The following is an 18,912-nucleotide window of genomic DNA, read 5'->3' on the forward strand; positions in this document are numbered from 1 at the left end:
TTTCATATTGCGTTCATTAATCCGAGAAGATTCTGATATGAATCAACTTGACCATAGACGACATCATCGGTTGAGATTTCATTAAACAATTTCTTTGCACACTTGATTTTAGCCTGTTCGATAGGGCGCAGATCCATGCTTTCCATCGATCCCTTCGTTTCAGCAATAAAGTAGATATGCTTTACGGTTCCCTTCTGGAATGCAATCGCCCAGTCAGGAGCATAGTTTCCTACCGGAGTCGGGATCTGGAATCCACGCGGTAATTTTGCATATACAACGACCTTATCATCCAGATCCATGTCCTCAGCAAATTTCCGTTCGATCGACTTTTCGGCAGTTCCATCTGCGAACACATAGTCCTGCACATTCTTCTTGGCTAGATATGCCTTTGAGAAATCTTTGTTCTTCTCGGCTGTGAAGATCGACGAATCATAAGTTCCGTCCGTCTTATTGTAGGTAATGTCATCCACAATCATCGTCGCCTTTTCTTCGTTTATCAGCTTCACAACTTTTGAAATAAACTCTTCCGGGTTATTTTTAAACATGGCAAATTTCGAAGGAGATATTCCCTTAAGGATCGCTGCAACAGTTCTTCTGGTAAGATGCGTACCGGCACCGATTTTTCCTATAAGGTCATATTTCAACTGTGAAGTTTCTCCACGGTCAAGGGTATAGGTATGGCTCTTTTGAGAAACGAAACCCGTTCCTGACTTCACTTTCTCGGCATTCCAATCTTCGCCCTGTGTTCCTTTCGTTACAGTGTACTGAAGCTGTGCAACAAAGAGCTTATCATCGATATGCTGTACGGATTGTATGATCAGCTCATCGCTGTCAAAATGCACTGTATAGCTCCATTTGTGATTGATGTAGTTCCAGAGCGTCTGGAATTCCTTCTTGTAGAAATTGTCATTCAGAGCATTTTCTTGAATCTTTGTCGCATGGCCGTCTTCGATCATTCCATCAAGGGCATGTTCATCAAAGATACCATTCACAAGCGCATGCACGCCTTCCGCAATGTCTTTTAACTTTTCGGGCAGAGGTGCCAATGCCTTATTCTCATCATCTGCACGGTATTTCTCCGTTATATGACCATCTTCATCGATGTAATCATTCTTTACTAGATAGAAATAGATCGCATGCGCCTGATCGCTGGTAACGGTAATAACAGCATCGCCGATCTTAAGCCGCTTGCCGGTGAAGTATTCCGGTGTTGCCTTTGTCGGACGCTCATACAGGTCGTCCTTAATCTCCTTCTGAAGAGATGCTACAAAATCTTTATAGCCATCACTGGCGATAACCGTCAGCTTATTGACTTCCTGCACCTCAGAGCCAAGCACATGTTCATCCATGCGATCTCCGGTCTGATTGACGCAAATACGAAGCCCACGGCCTACTTCCTGACGTTTATTTGTCGTGCTGTCTCCGCCATGCTTCAAGGTACAAATCTGGAATACATTCGGATTATCCCAGCCTTCACGCAGCGCAGAATGAGAGAAGATAAAACGCACAGGATTATCCAGAGACAGCAGCTTCTCTTTATCTTTCAGGATAAGCTCATAAGCGGATTCATCATCGCTGATATCTGTTCCACGTTTTAAACTGGAATCAACTTTGTGCCCTTTTTTATCAATGCTGAAATAACCAGCGTGTGTAGAGTGAACATCGATACTCCGCAGATACTGCTCATACGGAGTATTAAAAAGTGTCAGGTATTCATTGAGGATAGACAAATACTCCTCTTCGAACATCTGTCCATATTCCGAGTTAACCTCATTGCCGTCTTCATCATATTTACGGTAATTTTCCACTTTATCAATGAAAAACAGCGACAATGTTTTGATGCCACGGTTATACAGCTCTTTTTCCTTCTCAAAGTGTGAACGGATAGTTTCACGGATCTGTACACGGCGAATATCCTTTTCACTTACATCACCGAGTACTTCTCCGGTGTGGATCTCGACACCATTAGTAAAGGTAAGGACGCCTCTTATCGGATCAATGTCATTGATGTGGTAGCCCTGATACTGCTCCATTCCCTTGGAAAGAGCATAAAGGTCATCATCCACGCCTACGATACGAGTCTCACGGTTAATGGATTTATCGTATCCAATCTCGAATTCCAGCCTTGCCATCGGCGGTTTATTGGGCGAGATCACAATATCCTCAAGGAACAAGTATCCATCTGTCCCGCGCAGATTCTTGATATCAAAGCCTTTTACTTCGATCTTCTTAACGAGCTTCATCTGGTAAGCATCCAGCGCATCGAGAACATACACGAGATCATGATGTTCTTTGTGCGTGGCCGAATAGTTCAGCGTAAAAAGCGGATTGAATTCCTTGAGGGATTCCTGCGTTTTTTCACCACCCATCTTCTGCGGCTCATCAAGAATTACGATAGGCCGGTTCGCCTGAATGACGTCAATCGGCTTTCTGCTGCCGAATTCATCCAGCTCCATACGGATACGACGGGCATCTTTGCCACGTGCGTTGAATGCCTGAACGTTTATGATCATGACCGACAGATCAGCGCTCGAACAAAAATTATCGATATCCGTCAGATTCTTCGAGTTATAGACAAAGAAACGTGCCTTCTTGCCATACTGCTCCATGAAGTGATCCTGCATCATCTGAAAGCTCTTATGGACGCCCTCACGGATTGCAATCGATGGTACGACTACTATGAACTTGCTCCAGCCGTACTGTTTATTAAGCTCAAACATCGTCTTAATATAGACATATGTTTTTCCAGTTCCGGTCTCCATTTCTACGTCAAGAGAGCAGACTCCCATATGCTTAGCAAGAGAAAAAGACGTTTTGATATTATTATCGTTCTGAACATCCTGAATGTTCTTTAAGAGCTGATGCTGGTCTATGACAACAGGTGCATTGGCAAAGCCCATGTAGAGTTCTTCGTCGGATATTTTGTAATTAAACAAATCTCTTTCAATTTTCTGCGTACCAGTGTCACGTCGATAGCTTACTTTGTCCTGAAACGGCTGCCCGACAAAAACCTTCACGACACTATTGACCGCTTCAGTCTGATAATTTTGTATGGTAAATTTGAATTTCATCTCAGCCATGTCACAGCACCTTTCTCACAGTTTGTGGGCTGTAGGTCTCGAATATCTGTTCAAAGTTTGCAGCCACGCTGTCATCAGCCATTGAGCTGTCACGGAACACCGCATAGAAAGGATGCTGCTTCGCAATCGATGTGACTACATCCTCAGTCACATTCTTATCAAAGCAGGCAATCAGATAGCCATCCTGAACCGAAAAGACTTTCTTTCCGGCAATCTCCGTCTGTTCTACTTTTGAAGAGAGTAGCACGCCCAGATCCAGCATTACCTGAATCAGAAGGTCCTCCGGTGTTCGATCTTCCTTGATATTATCCGTCAGATCATCCATCTCCATCTGTCCGATATCCGCCGGGCGGTAGTAAACATCCTTCATATTCGAAGAGTCAACCTTGAAGCAGCGGAAGCCATAATCGATATCCGCGCCGGTTTCTTCTTTGATCTTCTTACCGGCACGGCGGATGCGCTCTTCACCAATATCGCAGATGGTTTTGTAGCCAGCTTTATGTGCTTCGCTCTTTTCACCACATACTTCGGGCAGCTGCACCATAATAAACTTTCTTTGTCCGTCATCTTCAGCATTTTGTTGCAATACGGCGTGGGCAGTAGTGGCTGATCCGGAAAAATAATCCAGAACAGTATAATTTTTCGTTTCAAAAAAGCTTAAAAAATATCTCAATAAAGAAGTTGGTTTAGGATAATCAAAAACTTTGGTGTTAAATAACTGACTCCTTTCAGCATTTGCACTTAAAATGTCCGACACTCTATCTTTAGGGATGATCTTATTTGGGCTTTGAATTGTTGGTTCAGCCTTTTTTGTATAAGGAACAAATGTATCGTTTTTTATAACAATCTTAGTTCCATTTTTTATCTGTTTATCTAAATAATCTTGTCCCCAAATCATTCTTCCTGTAAGTCTAAAATCATTTTGTATTTTACCGTCTTTAACAATAACATCGTCAAGCAATACGTAATTACCTTTATTACCCGAAAGATAAACTCCATCTTCGAGATACGTTTCTGTACTGTTGGCAGTTATTAGTAGTGTACTTTCTTTCATTGAATTTTTTGTTAAAGATGGCAGTCCATCAGAACTCGATATTCCTCCAATAAGTCTTGTAATACACTTTTTGTTTTTTGCATAGCAAAGAATAAACTCTGCATTTTTTCTATTTATTGGGGATGAATTGTCTGGCCTAAATGTGCTTTCCCAAATATAGTTTTCAATAAAATTATTTTCACCAAAGATTTCATCACAGTGTAATCCTGCATAATAAAATAAGCGCGGACAGCAGAAATACGGCAGATAAAAATAGGAGCAGATTTCATGTTGTGATGAGAATGTGCCGTGAATAACTGCACATTTTTTCGTTATGCTCTATGCTGTAATCAANCAGTGTAATCCTGCATAATAAAATAAGCGCGGACAGCAGAAATACGGCAGATAAAAATAGGAGCAGATTTCATGTTGTGATGAGAATGTGCCGTGAATAACTGCACATTTTTTCGTTATGCTCTATGCTGTAATCAAAGGACATAAAAAGGGAGAGAAGACCTTAAGTCGCCAAACCGAAATCTTCTCTCCGTCCGATGTGTAAGCACATCCTTTTTGTGTCAAAAAGGAGGCTACAAATGCAATGGTAGGCATTTTCGTTCAACTAATCAAGCTATCAAAACTGAATATTTCTGCGCAGGAAATGACAGATCTGCTTCTGACGCGTTTCCTTTCTTCCGGTCATTGCCCACTGTGCGGCGCTGGGAATCTTAGGAAATACAGAAATTACAGTCGCTGGATTCTTGAATATCGCAACGGGCAAATTATCCAAAGTGAATTGCATACAAAGCGGTTCCGCTGCGGCAGTTGTCATTCATCACACGCCTTTTTGGTGGCGCTGATCATTCCGTATTCCCCCTATAGCCTGCTTACGGTCCTTTGGGCTCTGAGTGACTATTTTTCTCATCGGCTCACAGTCAGGCAGATATGCGAAAAGTACAAAATCTCGGCTCCTACACTTTATCGGTGGAAAGCGAGATTTCTCCATGCCAAATCATTATGGCTCGGTGTTCTGAAAGACGCTGTTACCTCTGAGATTCAGTTCCTGAAAGATCTGCTGAATTTCCCGGACTTCATGAACTTTGAAAGAGGATTCATGAAGCTTATGCCGGACCACCATCGTTTCCTGCAAGGGCATAGAAATGCGCGATCCGGGCAGTACATCTAAGTTTGATTTTTCCTTTCCAGCCATAGGCACGGCGTGTTAATTTACCTTTTCATCATCACTTCTATCATTACGAATGGAGGTGATCATCATGAAAAATGGCCCTAATATGAATCCTGATCTTGCAAAAGCGGCGGAAGCTGCGCAGTTTCGTTTTGGTTTAATTGCGCCTGTTCTTCAGGGAACCTGCCCTGATAAGAGTGCGAAAAAGTACTATCAGCGCGTTGCCGCTACAGCCTCCATTACGATGCCTGATGGGAGGCCTATGAAGTATTCATGGAAGACGCTTGAAAAATGGACGTCTCTTTATAAGCGTTACGGATTTGATGCCCTTATGCCAGTGACGCGGAAAGATAAGGGAGCCAGCCGTGCTCTGCCTGACATTGCGATTGAGAGAATATATGCCCTGAAGCAGGAATTTCCCAGAATGAATGCCACTCAGATTTATCATCAGCTCATTAAAGAATCCTTCATCGATTCAACAGTAAACGTATGTACTGTGCAGAGATTTATTAAAAATCACGATCTGAAAAGTGCCAGAAATCCAAATGTGAAAGATCGAAAAGCCTTTGAAGAAGACTCGTTTGGCAAGATATGGCAGGCCGATACGAAATATCTCCCCTACATTACGGAAGATGGCATCAGCCGCCGTGTCTACTGCATAGGCATTCTGGATGACTATAGCCGAATGGAGCTGAAAAGCCAGTTATTCTACGCGGATAACGCAGTCAATTTCCAGAAGGTGCTGAAGGATTCCATCGCCGCCTATGGAATTCCCGATAAGCTTTATGTTGATAACGGCTGTTCCTACCTGAATGAGCAGCTTGAGCTGATCTGCGGAGAACTAGGTATTGTGTTGATTCATGCGCCTGTTCGGGATGGCGCCGCCAAGGGAAAACGGGAACGAGCATGGAGAACACTGGATGAACGTTTCCTCTTCAAATTGAATCCTTCAGAGATCCATTCTCTTGAACAGTTCAATGAAATGTATCGGGATTATGTGCGAAGCTACAATACAACGGTTCATAGCTCTATCGGCTGCACACCATTTGAACGTTACGAGAAGACGAAGGACTATATCCGAAAGCCTAAATCGCAGGAATGGCTGGATGAGTGTTTCCTCAACCGGATCAGGCGTCTTGTACACCTGGACTCCACAGTACGGATTGGCGGGGTTTTGTATGATGTGCCGATGGAGTTCATTCGTCAGACTGTAGAAATCCGGTATGTTCCATCGGATATGCGGACCGCATATATTCTCTATGACGGAAAGCATTATTCCATTCACAGGACAGATAAGAATGCCAATGCCCATACGAAGCGGAAGAATCTGATTCTGGATTATTCGAAGATGAGGAGTGACGAACATGTCAGGTAATATCTATGGTCTGACTGGAAATCCATTTGATAAGAATTTCAGCTTCGGAGGCCGGTACTTTGAGTCAGATGATTTGAAGCAGGTTCTTTCCCGCCTGAATCTGTTGAAAACAACCCGTGGTATTGGAATGATTACGGCTCCTCCCGGGATGGGAAAATCAATGGCACTGAAGGTCTTTGCGGACAGCCTGAACCCAAATCAGTACAGACCGGTATACATTAGTTTCACTACTGTAACCGTTCCTGAATTCTATCGACAGTTGTCAGATACGTTCGGGATTACGGACGTCAAAGGCAAGACTGCCAGGGTCAGGGCTCTGAAGGAACAGATCGCCTATACCTACAAAGAAAAACGCCAGACAGTTATTCTGATCCTGGATGAAGCCCAATATCTGAATCAGGGCATTCTGAATGATTTACAAATGTTGATGAACTTCGACTACGACTCCAAAAACTGTTTTGCGCTGGTACTAAGCGGCGAACCCTATCTGAACACAGTCATCAATAAGCCGGTGCACGCCGCCCTAAAACAAAGAATACTGGTGCATTATGAATACAATGGCCTGTCTGGTGAAGAAGTAAAGGAATATATCTTCTTCAAGCTGAAACAGGCCGGCGGCACAGAAGCGATCGTTGACCCAGCCGCAATCAGTGTGATCAACGGATATGCAGGTGGAGACCCCCGTATCATCGACAATATTATGTATGACTCAATCAATATCGGGGAACAGCAGAATGCGATGACGATCAATATAGATATCGTCCGTGCAGCTGCGCAGAACAGATCATTTTAAAGAGAGGCGGTATGAGCAGTACTGAGAATGAATATGCGACTCTGGTATATTCCATGATTCAGGAGACCAGAGAACTTGAGCTGGAAATAATAACTCTGCGCTATCTCTTATCTACATGCATGTGTGATGAACACAGACAAGACCTGAGAGATGAAATCTACACATCAACATTACCGGAGTTCAGAGATCAACCGGCCTATAATCAATTTGTTAAGGAATATCTCAATGGTAAAGATCCGTTTGAAACACGGGCATTTATGCGGCGGATGAAAAAACAGGCACATGGTTATATTGAAAACAACAACCAACGCCACCCAAATTTATGCCTGCAAGGATTATCCAATTATCTGAAGGTAAGTGGGATGTACATAAAAGATTTACGCTAAGAATCGGCCAGAAACCGGTTCTTTTTGTAATCCAAAGATGCAGGAATAAGCATGCATTTTTACTTCCAATAAAGTGCTGCGTGCATAAGAACATCACGTTTCTTCCGGTATCTTCACTGATTATAATCTGCTGCCTGCGCGGATCTTAATCTGCCGCTTCACATCACAGCATTTTCTCAAATTCTCTTGTTCATTATCATCAATTGAAATAAAAATAACCCCATCATCAGACAATAGATCCTTTGAAAGCCTAAGCCTAGGATAAATCATGTTAAGCCAATCAGTGTGGAACCTACCATTGCTTTCACTGTTTTGTACAAGACGGTTTCCCTCGTCATCGGTCTGTCCGCTATTGCCTGCGTAATCTGCAGCATTCTGTGAAAAATCGTCTTCATAAATAAAATCATTTCCCGTGTTATACGGTGGATCTATATATATCATCTTTACCTTGCCAAGATAAGTCTCCTGAAGAAGTTTCAGTGCATCAAGATTATCTCCCTCGATATAGATATTTTCTGAGTCAGCTTTACCTGGCGTACCATCTCTGCCGACAGACATCTCCTTTTCAAAGCGCAGTGTCTTTGCAATCGGCTGATTTGCCAGAACGACAGATTTTCTCTTGTCTGGCCATGTAAATTGATAACGCTCCTGCCCATCATCTACGACCTGTGCATTGATTTCCTGCATCAGAACATCCTTGTCAATGGCGCGTACTACTTTCCCTTCATCATCTATCGTCTCTGTCACTGCATCCGGGAAGAGTGCCGCCAGCTTCTTATAATTCTCTTCGGCCAGATCCGGTGTGTGCATCTTAAGCTTTTCCATGTGTAATTTCCTCCATTTGTCTCTTATATTCCTGCAGCCTGGTATATAGCTCAAAGCGCTTCTTTGGCTGCTGTTCCTTCCATGTTTCTGCTTCTGTTTTCTTGATCAGTCTGTTCAATCGATCTATTTCATCCTGGTTCTTAAGCTGCTCATCGATGGTCTGATTTTGCTTCTGCAATATGATCTCTGAAGATATCGCTATCTGACGAATCAGATCATCCCATATCTCATCCAGCGTATTCCCATGTAAGGAAAGCTCTGCCTTATTCTCCGGCATCCATGCGGTGCGGTATAGTTTGCTGTGATATATAGCAAGCTGACATTCATCCTCATACTTAAGCAGAAACGCGAGCCTATGCGGATTCTGCCGTGCGATTGCTTCTACGATCTTCCCATCGAAGTCCTGCTTCTTCAAGTCAATGGATAACAGCATGATCTCTTTAACTTCTGAGGCCTTGGTAAGATTCAGATTCTCTTTTGTCAGGCTGTTTTCCACTACAATCTGATTTACATCTGACACAAATGTTGTTTTTAAGGCAGCAGAGAGCGGAAGGTGCTTATAAAATGCCTCCTTCGGGATCCGCCGATGCACCACCGTGCTTTCTGGAAAATCTATCATGCCATCACCACCATAAAGCAAATCAGTTCAAAGTCCTCAAGACCGGAAAAGCCCCCCGACTGGAATGTCGTCTCGCCTGCGGAGAAGAAGCTGGAGATATCTTCTTCATCCTTGGCATCGATAATTGATCCGATGGCATCCTCGAGTAGTTTGGACACCTTACTCATATTCCGACCATCCTTTGTTTCTCTGTTAAATGTCCTGCACAGATCCTTATCGGGTTCGGCTTTCCCTTTGGCGATGTGCCGCATCTCGTCCAAAGTATCCTTTGGCTGCAGATGATCCGTGATGATCTCGCCATCATTACCTACATAAACCATATAGAACGGATGCAGCCGGTTTTGGTTTTTGATGTTGACCTTCGTATTCACATTTTTAAGCACGAAGATCACTCCCGGCTTCTCTCCGTGAGCTACGGCATGAATGCCAAATGGGATGTGATTGATATCCTTGTGTTCTTTCATGTATGCGAGAAGGTCCATCCGGAAATCATTCAGGCCAAGGTCTGTGATGGAGACACCGCTTGTCATGTCTTCCAGATCCACGACCTCTTCCTGCAGCTTTTTCAACTGCTCCTTACGATATTCGAGATCACCTTTTTCATCCGGATTGATCAGATCATCATCACCGGTTGAGGTCATAACAGAAATTCTCATTCTGGTCTCAACTCTGGCTTTAAGATTGATATACTCGTCAAGCGTAAGATCGGGCCAGAAGTTCACGAGCTGGATCACGTTGTTTCTACTGCCGATTCGGTCAATTCTTCCGAACCGCTGGATGATTCTCACCGGATTCCAGTGGATGTCATAATTGATGCAGTAATCACAGTCCTGAAGGTTCTGTCCTTCTGAAATGCAGTCCGTGCCGATCAGGATATCAATGTTGTTATTTTTATCCTGCGGATAAAGAATATCTCGATCTTTTGACATTGGTGAAAAGCAGGACAGCACATGATTCATCTCTGCTTTGAAATTCGGAATCGTCGTTTTTCCTTCAATGCTTCCTGTTACAAGAGCCGTATTCAGTCCCAGTTCCTTTGCTTTTGGGGCAATATTATCGTACAGGTATTCAGCTGTATCGGCGAAGGCAGTGAATATCAGAACCTTCTTATTTCCCGGATTGATTGGCTTTTCTTCCTTATTCCGAATGACCTTCATCAACTGATTCAGCTTGTAGTCATATTCCGGTGTAATGTCCTTCACCATGCTAATCAGAACAGAAAGAGTATCGAGGTCATCCTCAATATCCCGTTTCCACGAAATATAATCCATATCGTGAAGATCGATCTGTACCTTCTTGCCTACAGAGAAAAAATCCGTATTCTGATCGTCATCATCAAAATCTTCTGCGGCGGCAGACAGATCTGTCATTTCATTCAGGTTCCCAGAACCGTTCTGAATAAAGTCTTTTATAGTCTGATCAGTATTGTAAAGATATTGATAAACCCTCTGTACCGTCAGCAGGAATGAATGAACAGAGCTTTCCATTCGCTTTAACAGGTTTATATTCATGAGACGCTGGATACCCGTCTCACGGCCTTTCCGGAAGTTCTCGGTTTCTTCTTCCGACAGGTATTTTGAGAGCTTGCTGGGAAGAATAAACTGCGTCGGTGTATAAATCGTAAGCTTCAGCGTAGAAAGGCATTCATACACTTCTTTATAGTTAATAGCTCCCGGCTTATCCGTCAGTTTCGGATAAAGAGAAATCGGTTTATTCCGCTTTGGGAACGTTCCAATATCCTTGGTATCGTAGTAGGTCTTTATATGATGCCGCGATCTTGCAATCGTCACGGAATCCAGTACTTCGAAGAAGTCAAAATCCAGCTGCGACAGCAGATTCTGAGTTGTTCTTTCTTTTTCCGGAAGCTTACACCATGCGTTGTAGACCTTCTGCGCCTGACGGAAAATCGTATCGATATCCGATTTGGTATTTAACTTTTCATTGATCTCTTCCGGATCACCTTCATAGGCGAGGGCCAGCTGATTTCTGAGATCATAGAACCGATTGTTGACCGGTGTGGCGGAAAGCATTAAAACCTTCGTGCGTACACCCGGCTTGATCACTCGGTTCATCAGCCGCATGTAGCGGTTTTCTTTTTCTCCTCCATGCGTGTTTGTGCCATTTCCATTACGGAAGTTATGACTCTCATCGATCACCACCAAGTCATAGTTTCCCCAGTTGATCCGGTCGATTGGAAGACCGATCGGTGTCATACCACTGTTTCTCGAAAGGTCAGTATGGTAGAGCACATCGTACCGGAAGCGATCTGCTGCCAGCGGGTTATTGATTAAATTTCCGCGATACGTCATCCAGTTCTCGGAGAGCTTCTTCGGGCACAGGACGAGCACATTTTTATTTCTGCCCTCATAGTATTTGATGACGGCAAGAGCGGTGAAAGTCTTTCCAAGGCCGACGCTATCTGCGAGGATGCAACCGTTGTACTGTTCAAGCTTATTGATAATACCAAGTACGGCATCCTTCTGAAAGTTGTAGAGCTTATTCCAGATCACACTGTTCTTGAAACCGGTCGCCTCATTCGGAAGAACATCCTCTGAAACATCATCGAGGAACTCGCTGAAGATGTTATACAGCGTCATGAAATAGATCAGTTCTGGGGAGTTTTCCTGATAGACTGTGCTGATCATATCAATCACTTCATTTGTCACATCGGCAAGTTTTTCCTCATCATTCCATACCGAATCAAAGAGATTTAAAAACTCCTTGCTTGCCGGATTTTCGAAGCGTGTCACCATGTTACTGATATTGTTTCCACGCTCGCACCCAAGATCTACAGCCGTAAAGGAATTCATGGGCATATAGGTATAAGCATCCTCCGGATCCTGAACAACAAGAAAATTATTCATACCTTCCCGCGTCGTGTTAGTACGGAAAGATGCTTTCCGACGCATCCAATCAGCGCACTCCTTTGCCACTGCTTTCTGCTTTAATTCGTTCCGAAGACGGATCTCAAACTCTGTTCCATACAGACTCTTTTCGCGATTAAGTCTCGGAATATAAAACTCGCGCCTCTCCTTTGGTGTCTTCTCTGCAACGAATGTTGGCGAAGTAAAAATAAATCTAAATTCATCACACTTTTCAAGTTCATTCTTAAGCGCCTGATAGGCATAAATAGAAAAGCAAGCAGCCGCAACAGACACCTTGCTGCCTGAATATATCTTTTTTTCAAGATCATCTTTCACGACCTTGGTGGTGTTATTAAATGTCTCCATTTAGGTGCTCCGTTCTGCATATTCTGAATTTTTCTATCAAATGCATCTTCATTGGCATTTAACACAAGCAGCAGTTTCTCTATCATCATAAATCCCTGCTCAATATATTCTCTATCCTAATTGAATGTTCATAGAGCTTGTTGGATAAATCAATTATAAGTGATCTGCTGCGCATGCATTAATGAATGTATATTCTCCGTTCTCTATATCACCTCCATCAATAGAATTTAAGGCTGATCCAAAAAAGGCACCTCGTTAGTCTGAAGTGCCATCGCTTTGTTTCATGAAGGGAAATCTCTATTATTCATAGCTAGGATTATCCCAGATCTTCACCGTTTGTTGCAATTACTTTCTGATACCAGTAAAATCCATCCTTTCGATACCGGTTGCCTGTTCCATTTCCATGATCATCACGATCAACATAAATAAAGCCGTAGCGCTTGCTCATTTCACCTTTCGATTGAGATACGATATCGATCGCTGCCCACATGGTATATCCCAGGACATCTACACCATCCTCCACAGCCAGCCGCATCTGTTCAATGTGCTTGCGCATAAATTCAATACGGTACGAATCATGTACTTGATGATCTTCGGTCAAAACATCTTTTGCGCCAAGACCATTTTCAACAATAAAGCAAGGCAGCTGATAGCGCTCATAGTAATCATTAAGAACATAGCGCAGACCGATCGGGTCAATGGTTGTTCCCCAGTCAGTGGTTTCCGTAAACGGATTCTTGACCGGCTTTTTCTGCACACTTTTCTGAATTTCTTCAGATGAAATCCGCATGCAATAATAAGAAAACGGAATGTAATTCTGCACTCCCTTCTTTAAATCCACAAAGTCTTCCGGCTCTGTCTCGATCCGAATATGCTCATGGTTCATTTCAGCCTGCCATGCCTTAGGATATTCGCCCTTGATCAAAACATCGAGGAACGTATAGGTATAATCCTGGTTATCCTTCTGCGTAGCCAGAACATCCTCCGGTTTGCAGGAAATCGGGTATGCAAGACTCCCCTCCATCATCGCTCCGATATATGCATCCGGAATATAGCGATGGCAAAGCTGAACCGCCCTGGCACTCGCGACCATCTGATGATGCACAACCTGCCACGTCAGTTGCTTCAGATTGTCTCCTTCCTGTAGAGTGACGCCCCCGTTTTGCACGAGCATTCCTTCTTCGAAGATGAAATTGATCTCATTGAATGTGATCCAGTAGCGAACCGTATTCAGATGTTTGAACATTGTTTCTGCATAATGAAGAAAAATATCAATCATCTTACGGTTGCGCCAGCCACCGTATTTTTTGATCAGACCAATCGGAGTTTCCGTATGGCTCAGCGTAACCATCGGCTCAATTCCAAACTGATGACAAGTACGAACAAGATCTTCGTAATACTTCAGTCCAGCTTCGTTGGGTTCCTCTTCATCGCCATTTGGAAAAATCCGGGACCATGCAATGGAAAAACGGAAGCACTTAAATCCCATCTCCGCCATTAAAGCAATGTCTTCTTTATACCGGTGGTAAAAGTCAATTGCTTCGTGGGTTGGATAATACTGCGTCGGATCAATTGTCAGAGCAGGATCATTATCAGAATAATTGCCAAGATACAGGTAATCGGCAGTACATGGACCTTTGCCGTCAACATTCCATGCCCCTTCCGCCTGATTCGCAGCAATTGCTCCTCCCCAAAGAAAATCATCTCGAAACACGCTCATGTACTCCTCCTTATTGAATAGTGAGCAGAATCCCGCAACCGATCATCACAAGGCCAGCGAGATACTTAGCAGAAACCGTCTCATGATAGACAAGAACCGAAACAATACACAGCAGGATCAGCAATGCCGCGCCGACAATCGGCTGCAGTTTTCCAACTCCCCAGCCGTTTCGATATGCCAGCTGATACCCAAAATCATATGCAACAAGAACAATGCCAAGAATAATCTACCAAAAATTCAGGCTGCGTATCTGCTGAAAAAGTGTTGTATCCTTCTTTGTCAGAAAGAAAAGAATCAGCGAAACCGTCAAAGCAACCAGATATGTAACAATCAGTGAGCTGAACAGATTAGCTCCCTCAGGAACATTCTTTGAGCAGATCTGATAAATCGTGCCCGCGGCAACAATCAACAAGAGAGATAAATATTTCATTAGGCACCCGTCGAAAAGGCCGGTTTTTACACCGGCCAAGAATTATTTCATTGCTGCAGAAATCTGTTTCCAGACATTTGTGCCATTCATCATACCGAAATCCGCCGGAGAGATGACCAGAACAGGCTTCCCCGCTGCCTTTGCCTCAAAGTCCTTCTGCGCATAGCGAATCTGCGGCCCGAGAAGATAAATATCGTAGTCTCCAAGGTCTTCAATCGCCTGTGCATAGGCAGTAGCCTTAATATCCAGATCAGTCACACCGTCTTTTGCAGCGGCTTCTTCGATCTTTGTCTTCATAATTCCGGTAGACAGTCCGCCATAGCAGATAAGCAATATTTTCATGTAGTTCCTCCAGATCAGGCCTGTACGGCATTCTTTTCTTCCGCGAGCTTCTCACGGTCCAATGCCTTGATAAACGGGAAGTAAATCAAAGCATCAACCACAATTAGCACCAGAACAAGGATAAATGCCCTTACATCGACCGTAGAAATCATCGCAGCAATCGGGCAGAACAGATTCCAGCCCGGATATGATACAGTACGCGACACCAAACCAGTTGACATGCAGATATAGGTGATGATCATGTTTGCAACCGGTGCCCCGATAAATGGAACAGCCATAATCGGATTCATCATTAGTGGAACACCGAAGATGACCGGTTCATTGATATTGAAGAAGGCAGGTACAATTCCAAGCTTTCCAACTGTCTTTAACTGCTTTGATTTGCATGCAAAGCACAGCAGAAGTACCAGTCCAAACGTTGCGCCGGACCCACCGATCATGACAAAGAACCACCAGTACGGTTCTGTAATGACATATGGAAGTTGCGTACCCGTCGTACCTGCAGCATATGCAGAAATATTTGCCGCCAGTGCTGTTGCCCAGAATGCGCCCATCGGGCCGGTAATGACGGAATCATGAATTCCAAACCACCAGAACAGCATAACAAGGAACACAAGAATAATACCGCCCCAAATGCTGTCAGTAGCCTTCAGAACCGGAGCCAGGATTGTCGAAATAATTGCCGGGAATGTAGAACCTGTCAAAGCGATCGTAACGGCATGCACAAGTCCAAATACAAGCAGCACAATCGCAACCGGAATCAACATCCCGAACGATTCCGTAAGAGCTTCCGGAACTCCCTGCCCCTCTAGCGAGATATAGCCAACCTTCTTATTTGTCAGCCAGCGCAGAAGTTCAATCGAAAGAATACTGGAAATCAAGGCCGCAAAGAGGCCGGTACCACCAAGATAGTCAAATGTCTTTGCACCACTGGGATCCATGACGGCAACGATCATATAAGAGACAACAGCGGTCAAAACAGGGATAAAACCCTTCATCTTATATGTCTGATTGCCCAGGAAATACCCGATGCCGGCTGCCACAAACAGTGACAGAAACTCCATGCAGATGGTATAGATTGCACCAATCGGTGTTCCAACCACATTTGCAAATGCCGCCCAGCCTTTCATAAAGCTGTACAGGAAACCCGGATCCAATGTCGTATAATCCACCGGCGGTGAAATCAATACGAGTGCAAGTGAACCGAGCGTCATGAACGGAATCATGCTCATGAACGAGTTTGAGATCGCCTTCAAATAGCGATTGCTGGCAAGCTTATTCGCTGCCGGGAGCATTTTTTCTTCAATGAATGATGACTTAGCCATACTTTATCCCCTTTCTTCGTCTCAATCATTTACTGCCAAATGTTTGTAAAGCCTGATCAGATCTCGTACATTCTGCTCATAGGACATTGCATGCATCAGATGATCCTGTGCATGAATCAGAATGATAGAGAACGGAATCTCTTCGTTTCTTGCTTCCGCGTTCAGAAGATTTGTCTGTGACTGATGTGCCTGTACGAGCTGCTGATCCCCTGTTTTCATCAGCTCTTCCGCACCCGCAAAATCAAAGTTCGAAGCTGCTTCCCCGGCTTTTACAAAGCTGTCGAATGCTTCGCCAGCATGGGAAATAACCTGAAATGAAATCATCTGAACTTCTTCTTTTGTCATTAATTCCTCCGCCCCTTTTCAGAATCCTGCAGATTCCTGAAATAAATCTCTTCTTGTAAAAAGAATAATTTTTTCAACATCAAAAAGAAAATTGCATTTTGCGGCACCTCCCGCAGACGAACATTCTCCATGTTTTGTGTAATGATATATTCATGGATGAGTTAACGAATAAATTGACAGAGCGCCAATGGGCACTGTTAAAGGCAATTCAACAGTGTGGCGGCAAGGCCAGCGGAAAAACATTATCCGGTCGGCTGAATCTTTCGCTTCGAACCGTTCAGTCCGAGATGCGGATTCTGAAAACCGATGGATACATATCTTCCGATCCGGAGGGATATCGGATTTCCAGCCACGCTGCCACGCTGATAAGCACTCCCGTCAAGAACGGTGGCGATGTAGACCAAATTATTCACGCACTGTTATTTTCCGATTCTCCGGTCTCTATCTATGATCTGTGTGATGAATTTGCGCTCAGCGAATCCGCTTTGAACGTGCGCCTTACACACATTCAAAACTATGTCCGCAAAGACAGCCTGAAACTTATTCGTAAGGGTTCACTTGTATCCATCGAAGGTTCAGAATTGAACAAGCGCCGGATGATTCGAGGGTTGATTATTGACAATGTAAAAGAAAACGCAAATGGAATTGCGTGTTATCAGAGGTACTTTCCAGGGATTGATGTCGATGTTGTTCAAAACATTATTGTTTCTTCTTTACAGGATGCAGGCTTCTATATCCAGGCCCCTTATGCATCATCTCTCTATCTGAGCATTCTTATCTTTCTGTACCGGATTCTCCACAATATTCATACACCGGATCTGAATAATCCGATTGATACTGCATCGGTAGAATACATGCTTGCACAAACCATCGTGAAAAGGTTTGGGCAACACTACACTATTTCCTATACAGGAAATGACGCATCCTACCTTGCTTCGCTTTTCCAAGGGCAGATTTCACAGAGTGCAGGTCAGAGGATTTTGAAAATCGATGTAATCGAAAAACGAGTGACGGAATTATTGACCGAGGTCCTTGAGGAGCGTTTTGTTCCAGCTGATGTTTCGCCATTCATCCATAATCTTTCGCTTCATATATATGAATTGATTCATCGTTGCCAGACACATAATGTTGTATTGAGCAATTCCTATGTGAGTCTGAAAGAAAGTTCACCATTCATCTACGATGTAGCCGTTGCCTTCGCAAAAGAGCTGGAAAAGGAATACAGCATTCAAATCCCAGATGATGAAATTGCATTCCTGGCTGTCCATATCGGTCTAATCATTGCATCGCAGAACGCTGATAAATCGTCCCCTGTTTCCATCCTTCTTTTCGCTTCTAACTATCATGGCATCGCTGAAATGATCCGACAAAGAATGATAGAGAGCTATCAGGACCGTATTACTGTCGAGATTGCTGATATCCTGTCTTCATCATCCATTTTTTCAATCTATGACCTGATCATCAGCACCACGCATCTTTCTGTCATCGGCGGTAATGTCATTGAAATCTCACCGTTTTATTCCGTAATGGACAGAACGCGCGTTGATGAAGCCATTACTGCATGTTTGAAGAGAAAAGAAGCCTCTCGCTGGAAGAGAGACATCATGAATGCTTTCGCACCTGATCTCTTCTTTATTCGTGATGATATTGATACATCCACAGAAGCAATCCGGTTTCTATGTGACAGAATGATTCGCTTCGGTGCGGTGGATGAAAACTATACAGAATCAGTACTAGAACGTGAATCCCTATCACCAACCTGCTTTTTCAATGAGTTTGCAATTCCGCATGCGTTAGAAATGAACGCAAAGAAGACGATGTTTGCAATCCTTATCAATAAAAACGGGATTCAATGGAGCAGCTCCAAAGTACAGCTCTGCATGATGATTGCAATCACAAAGGAAGACAGCAAGGTCTTCTCCGATACCTACAATGGAGCTGTCCATGTTCTGACCGATTTCTCGAAATTTACAAAGCTCATTAACAGCAAGACATTCGCCGAGTTTATTCTGAATTTCATGCAGGATTGATTCTATTTGACGCTATAGCTTGTGCACTTCTCTTTCTGCTTTCATTTAGTACTGCCGATTCTTTTCAATAGAGGCCGATAGATCAAGCTTATTTCTCCCACCTACCGGCGCAGTAATCCAAATACACAGATTCTGTCGAGTTAATTCCTGCTAAGAAGAAGACCTCGATCAGAATGTAGATCAAGGTCAATGTACT

14 protein-coding genes are annotated in these 18,912 nt (G+C 43.7%); 5 read left to right on the forward strand and 9 right to left on the reverse strand.

Features of this window, described 5'->3' with window-relative positions:
- Positions 1-2 precede the first annotated feature (2 nt).
- A complete protein-coding gene (locus C1714_RS01135) occupies positions 3-3,080 on the reverse strand; it encodes a type III restriction-modification system endonuclease (RefSeq protein ID WP_210115221.1) in 3,078 nt (1,025 codons plus the stop codon).
- Between the two features lies 1 nt (position 3,081).
- Entirely contained in the window at positions 3,082-4,449 is a 1,368-nt protein-coding gene (locus C1714_RS01140) for a DNA methyltransferase (protein WP_135567860.1), read from the reverse strand.
- Between the two features lie 262 nt (positions 4,450-4,711).
- Between C1714_RS01140 and C1714_RS01145 the strand changes: the two genes are divergently transcribed.
- The 4 genes from C1714_RS01145 (at position 4,712) to C1714_RS01160 (ending at position 7,850) form a co-directional block, all read left to right on the forward strand.
- Complete coding sequence (locus C1714_RS01145; protein WP_102341462.1) at positions 4,712-5,296, forward strand: helix-turn-helix domain-containing protein; 585 nt, start codon at positions 4,712-4,714, stop codon at positions 5,294-5,296.
- Between the two features lie 88 nt (positions 5,297-5,384).
- The gene (locus tag C1714_RS01150; protein ID WP_210115222.1) at positions 5,385-6,671 is read left to right on the forward strand and encodes a DDE-type integrase/transposase/recombinase; all 1,287 of its coding nucleotides are present in this window, start codon (positions 5,385-5,387) and stop codon (positions 6,669-6,671) included.
- Positions 6,661-7,464: an ExeA family protein gene (locus tag C1714_RS01155; RefSeq protein ID WP_102341463.1), complete on the forward strand. Its 804-nt coding sequence runs from the start codon at positions 6,661-6,663 to the stop codon at positions 7,462-7,464. Before C1714_RS01150 ends, C1714_RS01155 begins: the two co-directional genes overlap by 11 nt.
- Positions 7,465-7,475: 11 nt before the next feature.
- Positions 7,476-7,850: a hypothetical protein gene (locus tag C1714_RS01160; protein ID WP_102341464.1), complete on the forward strand. Its 375-nt coding sequence runs from the start codon at positions 7,476-7,478 to the stop codon at positions 7,848-7,850.
- Positions 7,851-7,970: 120 nt separating this feature from the next.
- On the opposite strand, the gene C1714_RS01165 is transcribed toward C1714_RS01160, so the two are convergent.
- From C1714_RS01165 to C1714_RS01200, 7 genes are all read right to left on the reverse strand, one after another.
- Positions 7,971-8,675 carry a DNA methyltransferase gene (locus C1714_RS01165; RefSeq protein ID WP_210115223.1) on the reverse strand — a complete coding sequence of 235 codons (705 nt, stop codon included), beginning with the start codon at positions 8,673-8,675 and terminating at the stop codon, positions 7,971-7,973.
- Positions 8,662-9,294 (reverse strand): DUF4391 domain-containing protein, encoded by a 633-nt coding sequence (locus C1714_RS01170; protein ID WP_102341465.1) that lies wholly within the window; start codon positions 9,292-9,294, stop codon positions 8,662-8,664. The genes C1714_RS01165 and C1714_RS01170 overlap by 14 nt, the downstream gene beginning before the upstream one ends.
- The gene (locus C1714_RS01175; RefSeq protein ID WP_102341466.1) at positions 9,291-12,524 is read right to left on the reverse strand and encodes a helicase-related protein; all 3,234 of its coding nucleotides are present in this window, start codon (positions 12,522-12,524) and stop codon (positions 9,291-9,293) included. The genes C1714_RS01170 and C1714_RS01175 overlap by 4 nt, the downstream gene beginning before the upstream one ends.
- 316 nt (positions 12,525-12,840) lie before the next feature.
- Complete coding sequence (locus tag C1714_RS01180; protein WP_102341467.1) at positions 12,841-14,244, reverse strand: glycoside hydrolase family 1 protein; 1,404 nt, start codon at positions 14,242-14,244, stop codon at positions 12,841-12,843.
- Between the two features lie 472 nt (positions 14,245-14,716).
- Positions 14,717-15,016, reverse strand: coding sequence for a PTS sugar transporter subunit IIB (locus C1714_RS01190; protein WP_102341469.1), 300 nt, complete (start codon positions 15,014-15,016; stop codon positions 14,717-14,719).
- 14 nt (positions 15,017-15,030) lie between these two features.
- Positions 15,031-16,341 carry a PTS sugar transporter subunit IIC gene (locus tag C1714_RS01195; protein WP_102341470.1) on the reverse strand — a complete coding sequence of 437 codons (1,311 nt, stop codon included), beginning with the start codon at positions 16,339-16,341 and terminating at the stop codon, positions 15,031-15,033.
- 21 nt (positions 16,342-16,362) lie between these two features.
- The gene (locus C1714_RS01200; protein WP_102341471.1) at positions 16,363-16,686 is read right to left on the reverse strand and encodes a PTS lactose/cellobiose transporter subunit IIA; all 324 of its coding nucleotides are present in this window, start codon (positions 16,684-16,686) and stop codon (positions 16,363-16,365) included.
- A 152-nt stretch (positions 16,687-16,838) separates the two neighbouring features.
- Between C1714_RS01200 and C1714_RS01205 the strand changes: the two genes are divergently transcribed.
- Positions 16,839-18,716: a BglG family transcription antiterminator gene (locus C1714_RS01205; protein ID WP_102341472.1), complete on the forward strand. Its 1,878-nt coding sequence runs from the start codon at positions 16,839-16,841 to the stop codon at positions 18,714-18,716.
- Positions 18,717-18,912 lie beyond the last annotated feature (196 nt).

Origin of the sequence: Galactobacillus timonensis, assembly GCF_900240265.1 — a bacterium.
Taxonomy (GTDB): domain Bacteria; phylum Bacillota_I; class Bacilli_A; order Erysipelotrichales; family Erysipelotrichaceae; genus Bulleidia; species Bulleidia timonensis.

What these genes read in the sequence shown, in the direction of transcription:
- C1714_RS01135 (WP_210115221.1), bottom strand. Translation starts at nt 3,080, where the DNA reads ATGGCTGAGATGAAATTCAAATTTACCATACAAAATTATCAGACTGAA.
- C1714_RS01145 (WP_102341462.1), top strand. Translation starts at nt 4,712, where the DNA reads ATGGTAGGCATTTTCGTTCAACTAATCAAGCTATCAAAACTGAATATT.
- C1714_RS01150 (WP_210115222.1), top strand. Translation starts at nt 5,385, where the DNA reads ATGAAAAATGGCCCTAATATGAATCCTGATCTTGCAAAAGCGGCGGAA.
- C1714_RS01155 (WP_102341463.1), top strand. Translation starts at nt 6,661, where the DNA reads ATGTCAGGTAATATCTATGGTCTGACTGGAAATCCATTTGATAAGAAT.
- C1714_RS01160 (WP_102341464.1), top strand. Translation starts at nt 7,476, where the DNA reads ATGAGCAGTACTGAGAATGAATATGCGACTCTGGTATATTCCATGATT.
- C1714_RS01165 (WP_210115223.1), bottom strand. Translation starts at nt 8,675, where the DNA reads ATGGAAAAGCTTAAGATGCACACACCGGATCTGGCCGAAGAGAATTAT.
- C1714_RS01170 (WP_102341465.1), bottom strand. Translation starts at nt 9,294, where the DNA reads ATGATAGATTTTCCAGAAAGCACGGTGGTGCATCGGCGGATCCCGAAG.
- C1714_RS01175 (WP_102341466.1), bottom strand. Translation starts at nt 12,524, where the DNA reads ATGGAGACATTTAATAACACCACCAAGGTCGTGAAAGATGATCTTGAA.
- C1714_RS01180 (WP_102341467.1), bottom strand. Translation starts at nt 14,244, where the DNA reads ATGAGCGTGTTTCGAGATGATTTTCTTTGGGGAGGAGCAATTGCTGCG.
- C1714_RS01190 (WP_102341469.1), bottom strand. Translation starts at nt 15,016, where the DNA reads ATGAAAATATTGCTTATCTGCTATGGCGGACTGTCTACCGGAATTATG.
- C1714_RS01195 (WP_102341470.1), bottom strand. Translation starts at nt 16,341, where the DNA reads ATGGCTAAGTCATCATTCATTGAAGAAAAAATGCTCCCGGCAGCGAAT.
- C1714_RS01200 (WP_102341471.1), bottom strand. Translation starts at nt 16,686, where the DNA reads ATGACAAAAGAAGAAGTTCAGATGATTTCATTTCAGGTTATTTCCCAT.
- C1714_RS01205 (WP_102341472.1), top strand. Translation starts at nt 16,839, where the DNA reads ATGGATGAGTTAACGAATAAATTGACAGAGCGCCAATGGGCACTGTTA.